Origin of the sequence: Antrihabitans spumae (genome assembly GCF_043944905.1) — a bacterium.
Lineage (GTDB): Bacteria > Actinomycetota > Actinomycetes > Mycobacteriales > Mycobacteriaceae > Antrihabitans > Antrihabitans spumae.
Genome location: NZ_JBIMSN010000097.1, coordinates 1 through 17,789 on the forward strand (window position 1 = coordinate 1; position 17,789 = coordinate 17,789).

At 63.2% G+C, this 17,789-nt stretch carries 22 protein-coding genes and 2 pseudogenes; 11 read left to right on the forward strand and 13 right to left on the reverse strand.

The features are described from left to right. Positions 1-112: 112 nt before the first annotated feature. The 3 genes from ACHIRB_RS21035 to ACHIRB_RS21045 form a co-directional block, all read right to left on the reverse strand. Positions 113-721 (reverse strand): putative glycolipid-binding domain-containing protein, encoded by a 609-nt coding sequence (locus tag ACHIRB_RS21035; protein WP_395113005.1) that lies wholly within the window; start codon positions 719-721, stop codon positions 113-115. Between the two features lie 69 nt (positions 722-790). Beyond that, positions 791-2,686, reverse strand: a complete 1,896-nt coding sequence (locus ACHIRB_RS21040; protein WP_395113003.1) for an ABC transporter ATP-binding protein — start codon at positions 2,684-2,686, stop codon at positions 791-793. Further along, on the reverse strand, positions 2,670-4,508 hold the full coding sequence (locus tag ACHIRB_RS21045) for an ABC transporter ATP-binding protein (protein WP_395126361.1): 1,839 nt from the start codon (positions 4,506-4,508) through the stop codon (positions 2,670-2,672). Before ACHIRB_RS21045 ends, ACHIRB_RS21040 begins: the two co-directional genes overlap by 17 nt. Positions 4,509-4,757: 249 nt before the next feature. Here ACHIRB_RS21045 and ACHIRB_RS21050 point away from each other — a divergent pair, with 249 nt between their 5' ends. From ACHIRB_RS21050 to ACHIRB_RS21075, 6 genes are all read left to right on the forward strand, one after another. Next, on the forward strand, positions 4,758-5,903 hold the full coding sequence (locus tag ACHIRB_RS21050; protein ID WP_395126380.1) for a DNA cytosine methyltransferase: 1,146 nt from the start codon (positions 4,758-4,760) through the stop codon (positions 5,901-5,903). Further along, positions 5,900-6,727, forward strand: coding sequence for a hypothetical protein (locus ACHIRB_RS21055; protein WP_395126362.1), 828 nt, complete (start codon positions 5,900-5,902; stop codon positions 6,725-6,727). Before ACHIRB_RS21050 ends, ACHIRB_RS21055 begins: the two co-directional genes overlap by 4 nt. A 22-nt stretch (positions 6,728-6,749) precedes the next feature. Then, entirely contained in the window at positions 6,750-7,160 is a 411-nt protein-coding gene (locus tag ACHIRB_RS21060; protein ID WP_199704794.1) for a very short patch repair endonuclease, read from the forward strand. 16 nt (positions 7,161-7,176) lie between these two features. Beyond that, positions 7,177-7,863 (forward strand): DUF998 domain-containing protein, encoded by a 687-nt coding sequence (locus ACHIRB_RS21065; protein ID WP_395126363.1) that lies wholly within the window; start codon positions 7,177-7,179, stop codon positions 7,861-7,863. Between the two features lie 13 nt (positions 7,864-7,876). Continuing rightward, positions 7,877-8,263 carry a RidA family protein gene (locus ACHIRB_RS21070; RefSeq protein ID WP_395112998.1) on the forward strand — a complete coding sequence of 129 codons (387 nt, stop codon included), beginning with the start codon at positions 7,877-7,879 and terminating at the stop codon, positions 8,261-8,263. Positions 8,264-8,329: 66 nt separating this feature from the next. Continuing rightward, complete coding sequence (locus ACHIRB_RS21075) at positions 8,330-8,791, forward strand: SRPBCC family protein (RefSeq protein WP_395112997.1); 462 nt, start codon at positions 8,330-8,332, stop codon at positions 8,789-8,791. An 83-nt stretch (positions 8,792-8,874) separates the two neighbouring features. On the opposite strand, the gene ACHIRB_RS21080 is transcribed toward ACHIRB_RS21075, so the two are convergent. The 5 genes and pseudogenes from ACHIRB_RS21080 to ACHIRB_RS21100 all read right to left on the reverse strand — a co-directional run bounded on the left by ACHIRB_RS21080 (position 8,875) and on the right by ACHIRB_RS21100 (position 11,143). After that, positions 8,875-9,336, reverse strand: a complete 462-nt coding sequence (locus ACHIRB_RS21080; RefSeq protein WP_395126364.1) for a winged helix-turn-helix transcriptional regulator — start codon at positions 9,334-9,336, stop codon at positions 8,875-8,877. 53 nt (positions 9,337-9,389) lie between these two features. Continuing rightward, positions 9,390-9,710 (reverse strand): annotated as a pseudogene (locus ACHIRB_RS21085) (VOC family protein); the annotation flags it as partial. Between the two features lie 141 nt (positions 9,711-9,851). Then, positions 9,852-10,370, reverse strand: coding sequence for an SRPBCC domain-containing protein (locus ACHIRB_RS21090; RefSeq protein ID WP_395126365.1), 519 nt, complete (start codon positions 10,368-10,370; stop codon positions 9,852-9,854). Positions 10,371-10,631: 261 nt separating this feature from the next. Next, positions 10,632-10,868: a hypothetical protein gene (locus ACHIRB_RS21095; protein WP_395126366.1), complete on the reverse strand. Its 237-nt coding sequence runs from the start codon at positions 10,866-10,868 to the stop codon at positions 10,632-10,634. A gap of 29 nt (positions 10,869-10,897) precedes the next feature. Further along, positions 10,898-11,143 carry a hypothetical protein gene (locus ACHIRB_RS21100; RefSeq protein ID WP_395126367.1) on the reverse strand — a complete coding sequence of 82 codons (246 nt, stop codon included), beginning with the start codon at positions 11,141-11,143 and terminating at the stop codon, positions 10,898-10,900. Between the two features lie 260 nt (positions 11,144-11,403). Between ACHIRB_RS21100 and ACHIRB_RS21105 the strand changes: the two genes are divergently transcribed. Then, positions 11,404-11,655, forward strand: coding sequence for a DUF2637 domain-containing protein (locus ACHIRB_RS21105; protein WP_395127770.1), 252 nt, complete (start codon positions 11,404-11,406; stop codon positions 11,653-11,655). Positions 11,656-11,850: 195 nt separating this feature from the next. Here ACHIRB_RS21105 and ACHIRB_RS21110 read toward each other — a convergent pair whose 3' ends face one another. Beyond that, the gene (locus tag ACHIRB_RS21110) at positions 11,851-12,246 is read right to left on the reverse strand and encodes a hypothetical protein (RefSeq protein ID WP_395126370.1); all 396 of its coding nucleotides are present in this window, start codon (positions 12,244-12,246) and stop codon (positions 11,851-11,853) included. Positions 12,247-13,003: 757 nt separating this feature from the next. On the opposite strand from ACHIRB_RS21110, the gene ACHIRB_RS21115 reads away from it, so the two are divergent. After that, complete coding sequence (locus tag ACHIRB_RS21115) at positions 13,004-13,198, forward strand: hypothetical protein (protein WP_395126371.1); 195 nt, start codon at positions 13,004-13,006, stop codon at positions 13,196-13,198. Positions 13,199-13,261: 63 nt separating this feature from the next. On the opposite strand, the gene ACHIRB_RS21120 is transcribed toward ACHIRB_RS21115, so the two are convergent. The 3 genes from ACHIRB_RS21120 to ACHIRB_RS21130 all read right to left on the reverse strand — a co-directional run bounded on the left by ACHIRB_RS21120 (position 13,262) and on the right by ACHIRB_RS21130 (position 14,116). Further along, the gene (locus tag ACHIRB_RS21120; protein WP_395126372.1) at positions 13,262-13,414 is read right to left on the reverse strand and encodes a hypothetical protein; all 153 of its coding nucleotides are present in this window, start codon (positions 13,412-13,414) and stop codon (positions 13,262-13,264) included. A 44-nt stretch (positions 13,415-13,458) separates the two neighbouring features. After that, on the reverse strand, positions 13,459-13,728 hold the full coding sequence (locus tag ACHIRB_RS21125) for a MarR family transcriptional regulator (protein WP_395126373.1): 270 nt from the start codon (positions 13,726-13,728) through the stop codon (positions 13,459-13,461). A 190-nt stretch (positions 13,729-13,918) separates the two neighbouring features. After that, positions 13,919-14,116, reverse strand: a complete 198-nt coding sequence (locus ACHIRB_RS21130; protein ID WP_395126374.1) for a hypothetical protein — start codon at positions 14,114-14,116, stop codon at positions 13,919-13,921. Positions 14,117-14,420: 304 nt separating this feature from the next. On the opposite strand from ACHIRB_RS21130, the gene ACHIRB_RS21135 reads away from it, so the two are divergent. The 3 genes and pseudogenes from ACHIRB_RS21135 (at position 14,421) to ACHIRB_RS21145 (ending at position 16,357) form a co-directional block, all read left to right on the forward strand. Then, positions 14,421-15,449 carry a hypothetical protein gene (locus ACHIRB_RS21135; protein ID WP_395126376.1) on the forward strand — a complete coding sequence of 343 codons (1,029 nt, stop codon included), beginning with the start codon at positions 14,421-14,423 and terminating at the stop codon, positions 15,447-15,449. Positions 15,450-15,603: 154 nt separating this feature from the next. Beyond that, positions 15,604-15,939, forward strand: a pseudogene (locus tag ACHIRB_RS21140) (DUF4238 domain-containing protein); the annotation flags it as partial. Positions 15,940-16,000: 61 nt separating this feature from the next. Then, complete coding sequence (locus ACHIRB_RS21145; protein WP_395126377.1) at positions 16,001-16,357, forward strand: transposase; 357 nt, start codon at positions 16,001-16,003, stop codon at positions 16,355-16,357. Here the strand turns inward: ACHIRB_RS21145 and ACHIRB_RS21150 are convergent. Then, positions 16,332-16,937: a hypothetical protein gene (locus ACHIRB_RS21150; RefSeq protein ID WP_395126379.1), complete on the reverse strand. Its 606-nt coding sequence runs from the start codon at positions 16,935-16,937 to the stop codon at positions 16,332-16,334. The genes ACHIRB_RS21145 and ACHIRB_RS21150 overlap by 26 nt on opposite strands. Positions 16,938-17,789 lie beyond the last annotated feature (852 nt).

A 17,789-nucleotide genomic window follows, 5' to 3' on the forward strand; every position in this document is an offset into this window, starting at 1 on the left:
GCCTCGGCGGAGCCCGACCCCAACTACCCGGCCGAAAGACCCACGGTTAGAGCAGAAGAGCCTCTTTTTGGTGGGCGGGCCCGCCGAAAAGACGCACGAGCGGCGGAGCCGCCTAGATGCGAAGTGCGAGACCCGGATAGTCGATGACGAAGCCCTCGGCATCCACCGTCACCGACGAACTCGACACCGGCGACAGCACATGAATGCCATCGCTGCCGCTGCTGTAGGTGAGGCTGGCTTCCTGCACACCGAGGTCGGGCAGGTTGACGTACACGACCGGCACCTGCCGATCCTCCGTACCCGCCTGCAAGCCGTAGCGCCGGATCGGCAAGGTGTTGAAGAACGGACTCAGCACGACGTCGACGTCGAGCGCGCCACCGAACGTCGAGCGCAGATGGGTGCTGCCGCTTTCGATCATCCAGTAGCCCTCTTCGTCACGGCTGATCGAAGTCTGCTTCTCACCCGACGCGATGGACGTGCGCATGGACAGCCGACGTGTGACGCCGTTCTCGTCGGTCACCAGGTCGTAGGACGCGCTGAACGCTGGGTGGTCGGCGCACTTGCCACCGATGATGCGGCCCGACGCTTTTATTCGGTTGCCGCTGACCTGAACTCGCACCGATTCCATCCGAGGAGCGTTGTGGGCTTGCCATGTCAGAATCGCAGGCCAAGCGCTGACGGCTTCGTCTGACTGTGCAGACCCCTGAGCTGGATTGGTCACTCGTCTACGTTATGCGACGCAGCGCCCGGCAGCACCAGCGGTGGCAAAGATCTTCCAAGTTCGTCCCATTCACACCAGCGACTCGCGCCACGCCGCATGCAAACGCGCAAATCTGCCCGAGCCGGCAATCAGTTCGTCCGGCGAACCGTCTTCGACGATGCGGCCGCCATCCATCACAAGAACCCGATCTGCGATGGCGACCGTCGACAACCTGTGCGCGATGATCAACGCGGTCCGGTCCCGGAGAACGGTTTCGAGAGCGCGTTGGACGAGACGCTCGCTCGGAATGTCCAGACTGGAGGTTGCCTCGTCGAGGACGATGACGGCAGGCGCCGCCAAGAAGACGCGCGCGAACGCGACAAGCTGGCGTTGCCCCGCCGAGAGCCGACCACCGCGGCGTCGCACATCGGTGTCGAACCCGTCCGGCAGTGCCATCACGACGTCGTACAGACCCACTGCTCGGGCTGCATCGTGCACATCCGCATCGCTCGCGTCCGGCCGGCCGAGTCGAATGTTGTCGGCAACCGAACCGGAGAACAGGAACGACTCCTGGTTGACCATCACGACGTTGCGACGCAGATCGTCGTCCCTGATGTCGCGCAGGTCGATGCCGTCGAGTTTCACGACACCGCCCGACGGGTCGTAGAAGCGTGCCAGCAGCTTCGCCAGAGTAGATTTGCCCGCGCCCGTCGCGCCGACGAGCGCGATGACTTGACCCGCCGGAATGTCCAGCGAGAACGACGGGAGTACGGGCCTGCTCGGATCGTTGGCGTACGAGAACCAGGCATTGCCGAATGTCGTTGCCCCCGTTGCCGATCCGATCGGTTGCGGATGCAGCGGCTCGACGACCTCCGGCTCTTCCTCGAGCACTCCAGATATCTTCTCCAGCGCAGCAGCCGCCGATTGGTAAGAGTTGAAGACCTGCGCAAGCTCGTCGAGCGGACCGTAGAACCGCCGCAGGTAGAGCAGGTACGCCGCAAGCACGCCGACCTCGACGTGGCCGTTGATCACCCGCCAACCGCCGACGACGAGGATGACCGCGGTCGTGACGTTGCCGATCAGGCGGGTCAACCCCGTATAGGTCGCCATACCGCGCAGCGCGTCGGCGTTCGCGGCCCGATACTGCGAATCCTCGCCCGCCAGAATCGTTTCGTTGCGGACCTCACGGCGAAACGCCTGCACCGCGCGAATGCCGCCCATCGACTCGACGAAGTGGACGACCACCTTCGCGATGGTGCCGCGGGTTCGGCGATATCCCGCACGCTGGCGACGCTGCGCCGAGCGAGTGACGTAGATCAGGGGAACGAAACCGGCCATGACCACGAGCGCCAGTGGAACATCCAGGTACACGAGGATCGCCGCGATAGTGACGACGGAGAGGATCGCGCTGATGGCGTCGTTGAGTGCGCTCTCCAGCAAGCTCTCCAACGATTCCAAGTCGCTGGTCAGGCGGGAGATGATCCGACCCGACGTGTATTTCTCGTGGAAGCCGACGCTGAGTCGCTGCACGTGATCGAACACCCGCAGCCGCAGGTCGAAGAGAATGCTCTGGCTCAACTTGCCCGAGACACGCAGGAAGACGTACGTCGTCGCAGCACCGAGCGCTGCCATTCCGATGAAGCCGCCGACCGCCCAGTACAGCGGACCCCAATTGCCGCCGAGGGCTTTGTCGACCCCGACGTCGAGTGCGTACGCGACGAACAGCGGTCCCGCGACCATCGCGACGTTGTCGATCAGGATGATAGCGAGGGCTAGCAACGCGGACCGCTTGTACGGCCGCACGAGCGAGGCGAGCAAGCGACGAGAACGGCTCGCCAACACCAGATTTCCGGCCGCGGTTATTTCCTTGTCCTCGTTCGCGACGCCACGCCACGATTCCGCGGCAGGTGCGGATGCCTCCTTCCGAAGGTCGATCGGAGTCGGCTGGGTCGCCGTGTCTTTTCCTGCTTCAGCTGTGTCGGTCATTGTGCACACCTCCCATCAGGTTTCGGTATCGCTTCGACGTTTCGAGCAGGTGCTCGTGAGTTCCCGTTTCGATGATGCGGCCGTCCTCCAGAACTGCCACCCGATCCGCGAGTGCGGCAGTCGACGGCCGATGTGCAACAAGCAGAGTGGTCGAGTGTTCGAGGACGCGTCGCAGCGCGGCCTGGACACGTTCCTCGGTATCGACGTCGAGCGCCGACAGCGGGTCGTCGAGTACCAGGATCCGCGGCCTCGACAGCACAGCCCGAGCGAGCGCAAGGCGTTGTCGCTGCCCACCGGACAGACTGAGCCCCTGCTCGCCGATCCTGGTGTCGAGTCCCCACGGCAGTGCATCGACGAACTCCGTCGCGTGCGCGACTTCCAGCGCGTCGCGAACCTCGTCGTCACTCGCCTCGGGGCGGCCGAGCGCGACGTTCTCGCGCACGCTCGCCGAGAAGAGCACCGGCTCTTCGAACGCGACCGCAACAATCGATCGAAGATCTTCCAAACGCAGCGACCTGATATCGACGCCGTCGACGGTGATCGATCCTGCAGTGACGTCGAACAGCCGCGGCACAAGGTTGAGCAGCGCCGTCTTGCCGCTGCCCGTTGCTCCGACCAGCGCAAGAGTTTCGCCTGGTCCAATGGTCAGCGACACATCGTCGAGTTGAGCGCGCTCGGCATCGGGAAAGCGGAAGCCCACATGATCGAAGCGCAGGTTGCCGTGTAACGGCTTGGGTAGCGCGCGCGGTGATCGGGGCTCACCGATGTCGACCGGCAAATCGATGATCTCCCAGAACCGGTCGGCAGCAGTGCGCGCATTGTTGAGCTCGGCAAGCAGGAACCCGAACGATTCGACGGGCCACTGGATAAACGTCGCCAAGGTGATGCCGGCAACCAACGTGCCGAGCGTCATCGTTCCGTCGACTATCGCGTGCGCCCCGACGGCCAGCATCAGACCGATCGACACAGCGGGCAAACTGACCATCACCGACCACAGGAACGCGCCGTAGCGAACCTTGAGCAGCTCGGTGGATTTCAGGTCGCGAGCCTGCCGGGTGAACAGACCGCCGACGTGCGCAGCGCGACCGAACGCCTTGACGACACGAATGCCCTGCACTGCCTCCTCGACCGTCGTCGCGACATCACCGGTCTGATCCTGGGCCCGCCGTGCTGCGACCCTGTACAGACGCTCGAAGCGAATACACAAGAACAGCAATGGAATTGCGATCGCCAACTGAACGAGTCCGAACTTGGGATCGAGTACGAACAGCGCGACGAATCCGACGATCACCGTCGCGGTGTTGATCACGATGAACGGCGCGATGAACGCGACGAATCTGCGCATCGTCGACATGTCGGAGATTGCCCGCGACAGCAGCTGGCCCGAATCCCACCCGTCGTGCACGCCGACCGACAGCGTCTGCAAGCGCGCAAAAAGCTTGGCACGCATATTGATTTCGAATTGACTCGACGGGCGCGCGACCAGCCAACGTCGACCCCACACACCTGCGGCGTCGACCAAACCCAACGCGAGCACGACAAGGGCCGGCAGCCACAGGGCGCCGAAATGGCGATCCGCAATGGGTCCGTCGATGATGCGGGCGGTGATCAACGGGATCACGATGCCGGTCATCATCGCGACGAACGACAGCAGGATGGATCCACCGAGCGGTAGGCGGAACTGCTTGATGTGCGGCCAGAAGCGCAGCAGCGAATTGCGGGGGTCCGGCTGCGGCTTCGGCTCGACGCCGGACTGCAATCGCTCGTTGTGCGCATCGAGCAGATCCCAATCCGGTGTTTGCACTTCCGTCGTTACCGACACCGAACACCCCAGACTTGTTGATTTCCCCTTGGCGAGATGGTCCCACCGGGTACCGACAGAACCAACCGATTTTCCGGTCACCTCATTCCTGCAACAACAGTTTCGAACCTGAAGCATGGTTGAGGTCAAGGCCTTACGCTGCGTCGTTGCGCGATGTTGTCGGCGGGCTCGAGTAACGTTCCTCGAGAAGTCGTTGCAAGATCGCCGGAACTATCTGTCTCGAAAGGGTTGTGCGTGGCTGCCGCAAGCATGGTCGGGCTGTTCGCCGGAATCGGCGGGTTGGAGCTCGGGCTCAGCGAGCACGGTTGGCGCACAGAGCTGTTGTGCGAGATCGATGCGGGCGCGCAAGCAGTCCTGCGAGCGCGATTCAGCGACGTTCCGCTGCAGTCCGACGTCACCCGACTGCGGTCGTTGCCGTCCGGAATCGAACTCGTCGCGGCAGGATTTCCCTGCCAGGATCTGTCCCAGGCCGGACGGACGGCGGGCATCGGCGGCACCAGATCAGGGCTGGTCGACGAGGTCTTCCGCTTGGTCAAACGCAAACGCGGACCACGCTGGCTACTGATCGAAAACGTGCCGTTCATGCTCGCACTAGGCCAGGGTGCTGCGATGCGACACATCACCGATGCACTCGAAGAGCTCGGCTACACCTGGGCCTATCGAGTTGTCGATGCGCGTGCTTTCGGACTCCCCCAACGTCGCCAGCGGGTGTTGATGCTCGCGTCGAGAACCGACGATCCCCGCACCGTGCTGTTCGGTGAAGACGCCGCGCCGACCGAGATGGGCGAAGCCGACGAGCACCCGTGTGGCTTCTACTGGACCGAGGGCATCCGCGGCCTCGGCTGGGCAGTCAACGCCGTGCCGACACTCAAAGGTGGCTCGACGATCGGCATCGCAAGTCCGCCGGCCGTGTTGTTGCCGTCCGGCGAGATCGTGACCCCCGGCATCGTCGACGCCGAACGGCTGCAGGGTTTCGACCCCGACTGGACGGCCCACACGACCGATGCGCCAGGCGTTCGTCCAGGTCATCGCTGGAAACTGATCGGCAATGCGGTGAGCGTCCGGATGGCGTCGTGGGTCGGCAATCGACTCGACAACCCGATCCCGTACGACGCCACCGGCGAAACCCTGCTCGAGCACGGGCAACGCTGGCCGACCGCAGCATGGGGAAGCAAAGGCAAGGCCTACCGCGTCCACTGCTCGACCTGGCCGGTCAACGAACCCTACGAAGACCTTTCCGGCTTTCTCGACGACTCACGACTACTGTCGGCACGCGCAACGGCAGGATTTCTTCGTCGCACTCGACGTGGCAACCTCCGCTTTCCGGCGGGCTTCCTCGATGGCGTCGAAAGTCATCTGGACCGTATGGGCGGCTACCCGGAAGTCGCCGCATGACCGACGGGCTGTTCCCGGTGCCCGCACCCAAATCTCTCGCACGCGCACTTCGCCTCAGCGGTACGAAACCCGCACCCGACGCAGACCGCGGCGAGAAGAAGAACTACGCGCAGCGCCTCTCGAATCATCTGGCGCAGACCGTCGCCGACGCACTTCGATCCCGCTACCCGGACATCACACCGACCGCGAGCGGCGCAGGCCAGGAAGCGACCGTCGACGTCGCGAAAGGCCGAAAACGGTTGGACGTCAAGTCGATCGACCCGACGCTCGGCCTGGTGCTGTGCGTGTCGATCAAGACCTACAGCTTCCAGGACTACAGCCCGACCTCGGGCAAACTGGGACGCTGGACCAAGAACATCGTCCGCAACGATCACGAATTGCGCGGCGAGGCAATGGTGTTGCATCAGCGTCAGCCGTACAGCGTCTTGGTTGCGGTGATGTTCGAGCCGTACACCACGTGCGACGACGGCGATCCGACGAAGGCGAGTGATATCGGCAAGTCGTCGTTCGCGCACCACGTCACAACGTTGGCCAAGCGAACCGGCCGCGGCAAACGGCCCGTGCTCGGTGGCGACGACAAACTGTGGGTCGACCTCGGCGCCGAAGACACCCGGCACGATCTGTTCGAAAAGGTCTACATCGGGTTGTACGACACCGAGGGTTCGGTTCGGTTTTTCGACGTCGAGAACGCGCCGCCGCGCAACGGCCGACCGCCGGAGTCGATCACGCTGTCGTTCGACGATTTCGTCAATTCCGTCCACGCGGAGGTGGAGCGGCGCAACCGATTCGCGCCCACCTGGTCCGAACCGGAATCCGACGACTGACGAGCAGGCCTACCGTGGCAGGGTGCCGTCCACCGACCCAGCGACAAGCGCTCGGCTGAGCAAACAACGCCGTCGCGACACCAAACCGGAGGTGGCGCTGCGTCGCGAATTGCACCGGCGGGGACTCCGCTTCTTCGTCGATCGGGCGCCGCTGCCGGGACTACGTCGACGCGCTGACCTCGTCTTTCCGCGGCGTCGCGTTGCCGTCTACGTCGACGGTTGCTTCTGGCATCGCTGCCCCGACCATGCGACGGACCCCAAGAACAATGCCGCGTGGTGGGCCGACAAACTCGCCGCGAACGTGACGCGTGATCGCGATACCGACCACCGGCTGACCGCCGAGGGCTGGCACGTCGTCCGGGTGTGGGAACACGAATCGCCGGCCGCCGCGGCAGACAAAGTTCAAGCAGCTGTGGGCCGGGCTCTACCCTGAACGCGATGAGTACGTCATGCGCCGACGCATGAGGGCACTGCTGCGAGCAGGTCTGCCGATCCCGCTGATCCTCGGCGGGATCGCCTATTCGTCGTGGGTCCTCGAGTTCTTCATCGAAACCGGCCTCGATCCGCGCAATACGTTTCTGAGCGAACTGGATGCGGTCGGGCAGCGGTACCGCGACGTCTTCTCCGTTGCGGACTCGGTCACCGGCACGCTCATGATTCTCGCCGCGCTGGCCGCGCTGATTGTGCTGCCGCGACGGCCGCTCACCACAACAGGCTGGATTGCCCTCACGGTTTTCGGAGCAGCCACGATCGCAGACTCCCAACTGCCGATCGGCTGCATCGCGACGCCCGAGCATCCGTGTAGTTCCGAGCCGAGCGGACTGTTCCCCCAACTTCATCACATCCATGCGCTGACCAGCACTATTGCCGTCAACGCAATCTTTGTCGCCATGATCGCGTTCACCGTCGCGGCATTCCGATATCGCATGTTTCGGGTACTGCGCCTAGTCGGATTGCTGCTATTCGTCATCGCTTCGGTGACGACAGCGTGGATGTTGATCGCCGACAACCTGGACGGTGACTACAGCCTCGGCTACGCGCAGCGCGGACAGGTCGGCGCGATGTCGCTGTGGATTGTCACGCTCGGCGTGGCGGTACTCGTCGGAATTCGGTCGCCGTCTCGTACCGACAGCTGATTTGATCAGCGCCATGACCGATCGCATAAACGTGTCGTCGCAATCGGAGTGGGAAGGGCCCGTCGGCTATTCGCGGGCTGTCCGCGTCGGCCAATTCGTCTGGGTCGCGGGGACGACGGCAGCGTCACCCGACGGATCGGCTGTCGGCGGAACCGACATCGGCGCGCAGGCACGAGAAGCGTTGAAACGAATCGTCGCCGCCTTGGCCGAGGTGGGCGCCGGACCCGAGAACGTCGTCCGGACGCGGATGTTCGTCACCGACATCAGCAGGTGGGAGGAAGTCGGCCGCGCGCACGGTGAAGTGTTCGCCGATATTCGTCCCGCGGCGACGATGGTAGAGGTGAAAGCGCTGATCTCACCCGATTTGCTGGTAGAAATCGAGGCAGACGCAATCGTCTGACTGCAAGGCCCGCATCGAGATTGGGTACTGTGACGCCGGTCAGCACGATCGAATGGGAGACGACGGATGGTCCACGTGCACAACGAGTCGACGTTCGCGATACCTCGCGAGTACGCGTTCGACTACATGTCCGATCTTCGCAACGGGGGCGACTGGATCTTCGGCATCACCAAGCTCGACGTCGTCGGTGAGCCCAACTACGGCCTCGGCACCGTGTACGACGGCGGCATGAAGCTCGGACCCAAAACTTTGCATTCGGTGATCAAGATCGTCGAGTTCGAGCGGCCGGGAAGCCTTCGCACCGACTATGTTTCGGGCTTCGAACTGCGTACGAGCTGGAAGATCAACGAGCTCGGACCAGAGCAGTGCGAGGTCGTCGTCGACATCAACTACGAGCTGCCTGGCGGCATTGCGGGCAAGGCCCTCGGCAAGATCATCGAACCTTTCGTTGCCATCGCCATTCGGCACTCGGATGCGACGGTAAAGAAGAAGCTCGAATCCGAATACAAAGCGTCGAAGGCCTCCTGACGCGGGGCCGAGTGCGCACTTTCTGTCGTTCCTGACGAGTGAGACAGCAGTAGGTGCACACTCGGGCAGCAACACCGCCGCAGTCAGGCGGTGACGGGCATTCCAGGGCCGGGCATGGCGGTGATGTATCCCGGTTCTGGTGCTTGTTGACAGCGATCGCACTTCAGATATTGGTGGACCTGGCCGCCGCAGTCGCTGTGGTGATAGATGATCGGCGGGCCGTCGGGAGCGGCCCATCGATCGCCCCACGCGCTGAGCGCGAGGATCACCGGCTCCAGATCGAGACCTTTGGCCGTCAGTACGTATTCGCGCGTTTCGGTACCGTCGGTCGCCGATCTGGATTCCATAAGCCCGCTCTGCACCAACCAGTCGAGCCGGGTCGTGAGGATGTTCGACGCGATGCCGAGCGACCGCTGGAACTGGTTGAAACGAGTCGAGCCGGCGTACAGGGCATTTCGCAGGATCAACAGACTCCAGCGTTCCCCGATCACCTCCAGCGCGCGTGCCGCGGAACAGTTTTCCCGTTCGTATGTTCGCCCCAGCATGTGATCACCTCATATCGCTGCTTCCAGCTATCGTTCAATCTACTTGCATGATGCTACTTGAATTGGATTATCTGAAGGCGGTTGCCGTCGGGATCGGCGAAGGTGCCGAACCGACCTGAAGGCCGGTCGGCAACCGGTGTCAGCCATTCCACACCGGCAGCCTGCAGTTGCTTCTCGGCGGCGTCGAAGTCGGCGACGTGAAAGTTGACGATCGTTCGGCCGGGTTGCGGATTCACCGTGTCGATGTCGTCGCGTCCTTCGATGACCAGAATGAACCCGTCGAGGTGTATCGGTCCTTCGCCGCCGTGCGTGGAGGCGGGCATGTCGGCGGCACGCTCGGGAGCGAGCACCCTCAGGTACCACTCACGAAGTCTGGCCGGCTGCGGCTTCCCAGAATGATGCTGCTTGGCTTCAGCGTTGCCATGATGATCTCCTCAGTTGTCGAATGTTGTTGCAGTGCATAAATATCGGGTTTGTGTCGGTCGAGCTCGGTCAGACGTCGTCGAGTTCGAGCGTCAGGCGTCGACAGTGACGCTGTTGTCGCGCAATGCGTCGACGGCGGCGCGGGCGTGTTCGGCGGGTGCTGCTTGCCCGGCATTGGTTTCAGGGGAGCCCTGCCCCTCTTCGGCGAGCTGGCGAAGGCTGGCGCCGATGAAGAAGCCCCATGCGTTGGAGCACACGTCGAAGCACTCCAACTCCGGCACCAGTCCGTGCTGAGTGAAGGTCACCTTCGTGCCTGCCTCGACTGGTTCGAAGTCGAACACCATCCGGTCCCCGACCCACTCGCTCTGATCGCTGACGAATCCGAAGTTGTTCTCGACGACCAGCCACTCCAGCCGCCGGCTCGGGGTGACGTCGGCGACCCGGATGCGGGTGCGGCGCAGCCCTGCAACCTCGAATCCGAATTCATCTCCGACGTGTGTCGTGCGGCCCTCGATCGCGGTATTCCACCAGGCCGAGGTGTTCAGGGCGGCGGCGAAAACCTCTGCAGGTGATCCCGCGACTGTGGTTGTGGTGCTGAAACTGGTGCTCATTCTCTTGCCTCTCGGTAGGTTCGCTTGCGTGATGCAAGTCAAACTACGACACGGCGCTTGCATCACGCAAGTGATTTTGGAAAATAGAACGAGTCGATCAAATTTCGTGAACGCGGAAGGTAGAAGTCGCACCGGCGCCGATGCGATCACGAGACTGGCGGCTACAACGCCCGACCGGCTCGGTCGACTTTCGAAATCCCTATCGAGGGAAAGACATTCGACGTCTGCGGCACCGCGGCCCCGCCGACGACACACAACCGGTCAAACAGCGCATGGCGTCGTTGCGGCTATCTCGAAGACTGGATGTCCATCACCCGCGATGTAGGCGCGGGTGCTCACGACGTAGTTGCGGTCGTCGCGGTAGGTGCGGTCGTTGGCTGGTTCCGGGTCCGGACGCTTGCGGGGCTGACGCGTGAAGCCCTTCTCGGTCAACGATTCGATCCGCTGCACCGCCTGCTGGATGTATTCGGCCGGCGGATAGTCGACCGTGCGTGTCATGCGGATCATCCAGGGCGGGCCCTCACTCATCAGCGAGTCGGCGTTGGTTCGGCAACCGATCTTCTCGGCGCGGTAGGGTCGGGCTGGAAGGGAACGCCGGCAACGAGCGAAACAAATTCCGCTGCAGTCTTTGTCGCTTCCTGGACAGTGAGGCCGGTGGATTGCGTGACATCCTCGGCGGTCGGGCCTTCGTCGATCGGCGCTTTCGTGTCGCAGCCGGCGGACAGCGTGAGCAGTGCGGAAATCGCGAGCAGGGCTGCGCGGTTATGACTCATCAGACACCCCCTCGGTGTTGCCGCATAGTAGCAATGACACCAATGACCAGGTGAGACAGACGAAACCCCCTCGTCCGAGGGGGTTTCTTGTTGTGCGCCCGAAGGGATTCGACCCCTAACCTCCTGATCCGTAGAAAGGCAATCTCGCGAAATAGGTTGCCGCGTTATCGGTTTCGCTGGCGTTTCTGGGCCAGCCAGACGGGCTGGAGCACACGCAACGAGGCTGCCGTGGCCCATCGGTGGCCCACACGTAGTCGCGCATGATGCGCCGCATCAATGCAGAGAACGTCTCGCTTGCGATGACTCTTGTCATCGCGGCGGGCGCGTTCGTCTGGTCCTTCGCCGTTGTCAACGAGCTCGCCGCCATGGCCGGCCAACACCGCGCTCTCGCCTGGATCGGACCCGTGCTCGTCGACGGCGCGATCATTCAGGCTACTGTCGCTGTCGCTGTCGCGTCGTCGGGCGTCGGGTGTCCCCGTCGCATCCGCGACAGTCGCGTTCTTCTGGTGTGAGCTCGGGTTGTTCTCCGCCGTCAGCGTTGCCGGCAACGCACTGCATGCGGTCGAGTCCACGTCGCGCGTCGTGCCGGCCGTCGTCGCGGCCGCGGTTGCCACTGCAGCGCCGATCAGCGGGCTTATCGCGACGCATGCGCTCGGACTGCTCGTACAAACACCCACCACAGCAAGTGAAAGCGACATCGCGGTCAGCTATGCCGACACCACCACGTGGCTGGCGACACCTCGACTGTCGCATGCGACACCGTCGCACGACAGGCGACATCTGTCGAAGACTCGAAGGAAGATGAGGTAATCGAGCGCGACCACCGAATCCGCGAGCTCTACGCCGAAGGACTGTCGACGCGACAGACCGGCCGTGAAATCGGCCTGCACCAAATCCACTGTCGCCCGAATCTTCGCGGCGACGAGGACCGCGACAGAGCTCCGCAAGCGAGAGTTCAGCTCACTGCCATCGAGGGCGGCACCCGTGTCTTGCATCTTTGGAGGATGAACGCGGGCCGATTCGGCATCCCGCTGAGCGAGTCCGCAACGGTCGACGACGTTCGGGCCAGTCGGTCGAACGTCGTCGACCGTTGTGGTTGTCACAGGTCAGCGCTACTGTCGAACGGCTACGCTCGGTCGGGGGACCTCGAAGCTATCTCGAAGGACCGTCGATGTATTCCCAACGCTTTGCGCGCACCTCATCCCGTCTGATCTGTCTGGTCTTCGGCGCAGCTGCGTTCGCAGCAGGCACAACAGCCGGTGTCGGTTCGGCGGCGCGTGTTCCAGGGATTGACTCTGGATCCGCCGGCCCCGCTGCGCCGGCGCCTTTGGTGAACCTGAATGACTATTGCCAAGACCACGGCGCAGTGGCTCGCTTGCATGACGGCCGAACGGTTTACTGCACTCGTGTGGCTCGAACCGACGCATGGGTGTGGTCTTACTCGCCAGATCTGATGCCAATAGATCCGAACTCTCGTCCCTATACCTGCGACAGCGACGTGTGTCGCTTCCCAGATGGTTCCTTCGCTCCCAACTACATACGATGCGGAACCCTCTGTGGTGAACCGCCTACATCCGGAGACATTCAGAGCGGCTTCTACGACTGCTTCAACGCCGGCGGAACGTACGAAGAGTGTCGGCAGCGCACAACACGCTAGAGCCGGCACGATTTCAAAGGATTCGACGTTATGAACTCGTCTGCCGATCGCTTCGGCTGAGTCCCGCCGAGCCCCGAGGAACTGGCAGCGGCGAAACGCCGCGATTGGATCAAGGCCTGGATCGTGATCGGCGGGATGGCAGCGGTCCTACTCTTTCTCGCACTCGCCGGTCTGCCCGCAGAATCGATCGCGGGGTGTTCGTCGTGGGTGGCGCCTTTCTCGGCCTGATTCTTCTAGTCCTGCGAGCGTTGGTTCGTGTCGGCGGCACCCGCTACCCACCGAACATGATGCTGCCGCCGACGAATCCGGCCGCTCCGGAACCAGGCTGGTATGTCGACGGCAGCGGAACAACACGTTGGCACGAGGGGCGCGAGTGGACCGACATTGCGAAACCGTGAAATCCTCGCCATCGAACCGGCGACGTTCCGCTTTTCAGACGACGACATAGCCACCCGCGACGGTTAGGCCTCGTCCGAAACCTCACGCGCGGGATTCGCCGAAGACCGTGCGCCGGACTTGGTCGAGAAAGTCGCGGTATGCCCCTCGTCACCGAGCACCACCGCGGCAGCGCGAACGGTGGCGAGCGCCGCACCGAGAGCGTTGTCGTTGTACACGAGAATCGCTGTCTCAAGCTATTCGCCGTACGTTGGATTGTCGTCTATGAGTCTGCGGGCGGAGCGACGGCCCGCGTCAGTGCAGCGCTGCAGAAGTCGGCGAGAACCTGCAGTTCGGCTGTGGTGTAGTCAGCGCAGATGCCGTCCATCTCGCCGTTCATGCCGTAGGCCTCGCTGAGGCGGTCGGGCCCCGCGTGGACGACAACGGCGCGGCGGTCGTTGCGCGAACGCTCGCGGCCGATGAATCCGGCACGTTCGAGACGGTCGAGGACGCCGGTCACGGTTGCCGGGTGCAGGCCTGCGGAGTGCGCCAAGACTGTCGGGCTGATCGGCCCCTGAATGGCGATCAGGTCGAGACAGTCATCGTCGGCTTTCCACCCCGTGCCCGACGGTGGCGCGCCAGGTGTCTCGATCGGTGGTGGTGGTGGTGTCTTGGCGGTCGATGCCCTGCGCGCCGAAGGGCGCCACCCGGCTTAAGTGACACCCCTCGACCCGTGGACGGCCTTACCGCCGGCGGTAGGCGATGAACAGGCTCACGACCGCGCCGAGCACGGTCACGGACGCCGGCCAACCGGCCAGAAATCCCGCCGCAGTTGCTAAGGAGACCGCCATCCCCAGCGCGGGCAGAGGGCCGACCTCGCCTGATCCGGGGGACGGGTCGTCGCGGGGGTTCTGGTTTGCATCCGTCGGGGTTACGCTCATGTTCGCTCCGATGTTCTGGTTTGGCGCTTGGACATTTGGACGTACTGCTGCCCCCGCCTGCGCTAACAGGTCGGGGGCAGCCCCAGTTCAGTCGATTTGCGGCGCGTTGTCGAGTACAGTGGAAGCCGGTCCGATAACGGATTGATACGCCTAGCATCAACTTTGACCATGAGATATCCAGAAGAGCCGAATTAGGCACATCAATCCGTTTTCTGCAAAACGTCCAAACTTAGAAGGAGCGGTCGTGGCGACTGCCCGTGCGAGCACACCCGGGTCGAAGAAACGGGACCATCGCGAGACGCGGTTGGCGAACCTGCAGGCGATCGAAATCGACGGGAAGAAGACGCTTGAAGCGGATGTCCGACAGAGCCTGGGGCGGTGGTACGACGGCGGCGGCCTGCGCCCTGCGACTATCGAGGTGCGCGCGGGGGTGCTCCGTCGACTCGACCCGCTGACGGACATCGAGATCACTGCCGCGGGCGAGATCGTCGACCGACCGAAGCCGGACCTCCCACGCGCGCCCGCACTTGCGCGGTTGACTGCCATCCCGAAAGGCGTCGCGTTGCGTACAGCGCTGACGCTGCTGTTCCTTGTCCAGACGAACCCGAAAGCGCTGCATGGCAAGGGAAAGCTTGATATCCCGTTCATCCGCAACGACGAGTATCCGTTCGGGCTCGTGGATCTGATCGCCATCAACGCCACCCACAAGGTCGATGACGACGGTGGCGAGTTCGCGGCCACGACGGCTTCCAACCGGCAGCGTCAGATCCGCAGCGCGCTCGCCTCGCTGGCCAGCATTGGGCTGGTCTCGCTCCCATCTGGCGGTCGTCGTGGCTCCGCCCGCTTCCACGACGTGCGCCTGCATAGCGAGCTCGGCAATGCCGATGGCACCGTGCCGCCCTTCTACACTCCACCGGGCCCGCACGTGGAGACGCTGCAGATCCCCGTCGAGTTCTTCCTCCAGGGCTGGGTGCACTCGCTGACCAATCGGGAGATCGCCAACTGGTTGATGTATCGCGATCTGAGAGCTCAGCTCGGCGCACCCCAGCCGGACGAGGGCGGAAACCTGCCGCACGATCTGCGTGTCGGCGCATACACCCGGCTGATCGAGTACGACTTGACCCGGGCCACGTGGGACACCCACCGCAATCTGAAAGCGTTCGGGCTGCTGTCTGTGCAGATCGACCCGCGTCGGCGATACAACGGGACGACTCTCGACGGCAAGCGGGCCGAACCGCATCGCTTCCAGCTCACCGACGATGGCCTGCGTGCTCCTGGCCTGGAGACCGTGAAAACTGTTCTCAAGAATGAGGCGATCTCGCTGAACCTGTAGGGCCTCCCAACGAGGACGACTACTTCGCGCGTTCGGGAGAGCGGTGGCCGGCGCCGGATCTGCCGATCTGAAGCGAGGGCCGCGTAGGTGCAGCGGCGATTCGCTTCCTCCGCCGCCATATCCTCACATCGTGGAAAGTGTAGATCTTCGCGCAATGGTCGCTCGTGTCGGTCGCGTCGCGAGTGAGCTTAGGTCGTCATCCGACGCGCCGATCTATCACCATTTGGTTCCGCAGTCATACATCAAGCGTTGGGCGCCGGACCGAAAGGGCTCGATCCGATCGATTCGCGTCGACGACGGGCGGTGGAAGCTGGTCGGCCCCAGGAAGGTCGGCGGGATCGACGATTTTTACCGTCTCGATGCCGACGACATCGACCAGGACAAGACACCGCCGCTGGTCGTCGAAGTCCTTCTTGGTGAGCTCGACACGCTGGCGAGCCTTCGGATCGATCAGATGCTCCAGTTCGAGCCCGGCCCGGCTACCGAACCCGATCTGAAGTTCGATCTCGCGATGGTGGTCGCCGCCCAGCTGATCCGCGGCGAATCATCATGTGGCACGCGCCTACCCCGATCAGGACCTGCATCTGGTGATGGACAACTACGCGACCCACAAGAAGCCGGAAGTCCGCGACTGGCTCGCCGAGAACCCTCGTATCACCGTGCATTTCACCCCGACCTCGGCGTCGTGGATGAACCTCCTCGAGGTGTGGTTCGGCACCATCGAACGCCAAGCCATCCACCGCGGCACCTTCCGCGAACTCACGGGCAAGATCCGCACATTCATCAACGGCTGGAATCCGCGCGCCAGCCCCTTCGTCTGGACCAAAACCGCCGACCAGATTCTCGAGAAGCGCACCGCCCAACAACTTCAAACGCGGGCCACTAGCGCTGTGCATCGAAGAACGTGATGACTCGTTGAGCGACGCGCTCGTACTTGTCTGCACTATCGCGAGTCACTCGACCTTCCGCGTGCACCGCTTCGTTACGAATCTTGGCGAGATCGACGAGCACTCGGCTGAGGGCTTCGTCGATCGGCCCGCGTATGTCGTCAAAGCGGCGTACGACTGCGTGTAGCGACATTCCGGGGTTGACGACGGCAGCCGGGTCGACGCGCACTAGAGCTTCACGCGCGGCGACGACGACGCGATTGTAGGCATCGATGACTGTTCCGAGGGGTTCCCGCGGTAGAACGTTGGCCTCGAACTCTTCGTCGATTGCAGTTCGTTCGGGCCGCGCGTCGGAACCCGGAGTCTCGCTCACCGGCGCCGGCGGTGGCAGACCACCTGCGTCAGCTTCCAACTGGGCGACCTGATGCGCGAACCGCATCGATACACCTGGGGCCGTCAGTTCCTCAAGGTCGTGAACGCGAGCAACGAGCTTGGCCACGAAATCGCGAACTTGGCCACGAAAGAACCAGGCGAGCGCCACGGTCGCCAGGGGCCAAGCGATCGAGCTGACCATCGAGGCTATGAACTGGAGCACAGACATCAGCGGAGCGTAACTAACGTACTCGGCCCCAAGAGTGACCGGACAGTCAAATGATTGGACGTGCCATTCATCGAGGTTGCGACGAATGCCGTTGTGGCGGGACTGCTGCCCGCTGGATGAAGAGCCGAGCGGTGCGCCGGACCACGCATGGCGGACGTTCGGGACCGCATCGACAGCCAGACCGATGCACTGAGCTGAGCAAACGGCCTGACCTCCAAGAAGAGATGGTGGCCAGGGCTGTGATCGAACCGGCGACCGCTTCTCAGATGGAAGTGATTGCCGGGAGAACGGCATTCGTCCTGGTCGCACCAGACTGACGAGGTCGGATTGGACGACTCAGAACAATCGATCCGGCTTGTTGGCCCCGCCCTGGCCCCATCGCTAGCAGATCGGGGCGCGGCGACGACTCTGCCCGACGCGCAAATAGTTCGCGTCGCCATTCAATCGAGCTAATTGAAACCCGCTACACTGCCTGCGTGGAGCAGTGAGGTCAGGAGCCCGTCCGGTTCGCGCCCGGGACTGTTCGCAAAAGTCGGAGACCCAGGTTCGAGTCCAGGCGCCCATGCAAGTGGGTGTAGCTCAATGGGAAGAGCGCCGGCTTTCCAGCCAGGCGAGTCAGCGAGGGTAGCGGGTTCCCTTGTTGCGGGCTCGAACGGCGCCTCGATCCGCCCGGCGCTGCGGAACGGGACGATCTGCGACCCAACTGCCCGCCACAACTGCGGCATCGACTAGCCTCCGGCTTTCACCGTAATTCAGTCTGAGACTGTGTCATTCATGAAGAAAGGTGCTCTGAACAGGGATAATTCGGCTTGGTGAGGGCTGAAGTATCTCAAGGATCGGAGCACCAATCTG

Coding starts and splice junctions, on each gene's coding strand:
- ACHIRB_RS21040 (WP_395113003.1), bottom strand. CDS start 2,686: ATGACCGACACAGCTGAAGCAGGAAAAGACACGGCGACCCAGCCGACT.
- ACHIRB_RS21050 (WP_395126380.1), top strand. CDS start 4,758: ATGGTCGGGCTGTTCGCCGGAATCGGCGGGTTGGAGCTCGGGCTCAGC.
- ACHIRB_RS21055 (WP_395126362.1), top strand. CDS start 5,900: ATGACCGACGGGCTGTTCCCGGTGCCCGCACCCAAATCTCTCGCACGC.
- ACHIRB_RS21065 (WP_395126363.1), top strand. CDS start 7,177: ATGCGCCGACGCATGAGGGCACTGCTGCGAGCAGGTCTGCCGATCCCG.
- ACHIRB_RS21070 (WP_395112998.1), top strand. CDS start 7,877: ATGACCGATCGCATAAACGTGTCGTCGCAATCGGAGTGGGAAGGGCCC.
- ACHIRB_RS21075 (WP_395112997.1), top strand. CDS start 8,330: ATGGTCCACGTGCACAACGAGTCGACGTTCGCGATACCTCGCGAGTAC.
- ACHIRB_RS21080 (WP_395126364.1), bottom strand. CDS start 9,336: ATGCTGGGGCGAACATACGAACGGGAAAACTGTTCCGCGGCACGCGCG.
- ACHIRB_RS21090 (WP_395126365.1), bottom strand. CDS start 10,370: ATGAGCACCAGTTTCAGCACCACAACCACAGTCGCGGGATCACCTGCA.
- ACHIRB_RS21095 (WP_395126366.1), bottom strand. CDS start 10,868: ATGACACGCACGGTCGACTATCCGCCGGCCGAATACATCCAGCAGGCG.
- ACHIRB_RS21100 (WP_395126367.1), bottom strand. CDS start 11,143: ATGAGTCATAACCGCGCAGCCCTGCTCGCGATTTCCGCACTGCTCACG.
- ACHIRB_RS21105 (WP_395127770.1), top strand. CDS start 11,404: ATGATGCGCCGCATCAATGCAGAGAACGTCTCGCTTGCGATGACTCTT.
- ACHIRB_RS21130 (WP_395126374.1), bottom strand. CDS start 14,116: ATGAGCGTAACCCCGACGGATGCAAACCAGAACCCCCGCGACGACCCG.
- ACHIRB_RS21150 (WP_395126379.1), bottom strand. CDS start 16,937: ATGTCTGTGCTCCAGTTCATAGCCTCGATGGTCAGCTCGATCGCTTGG.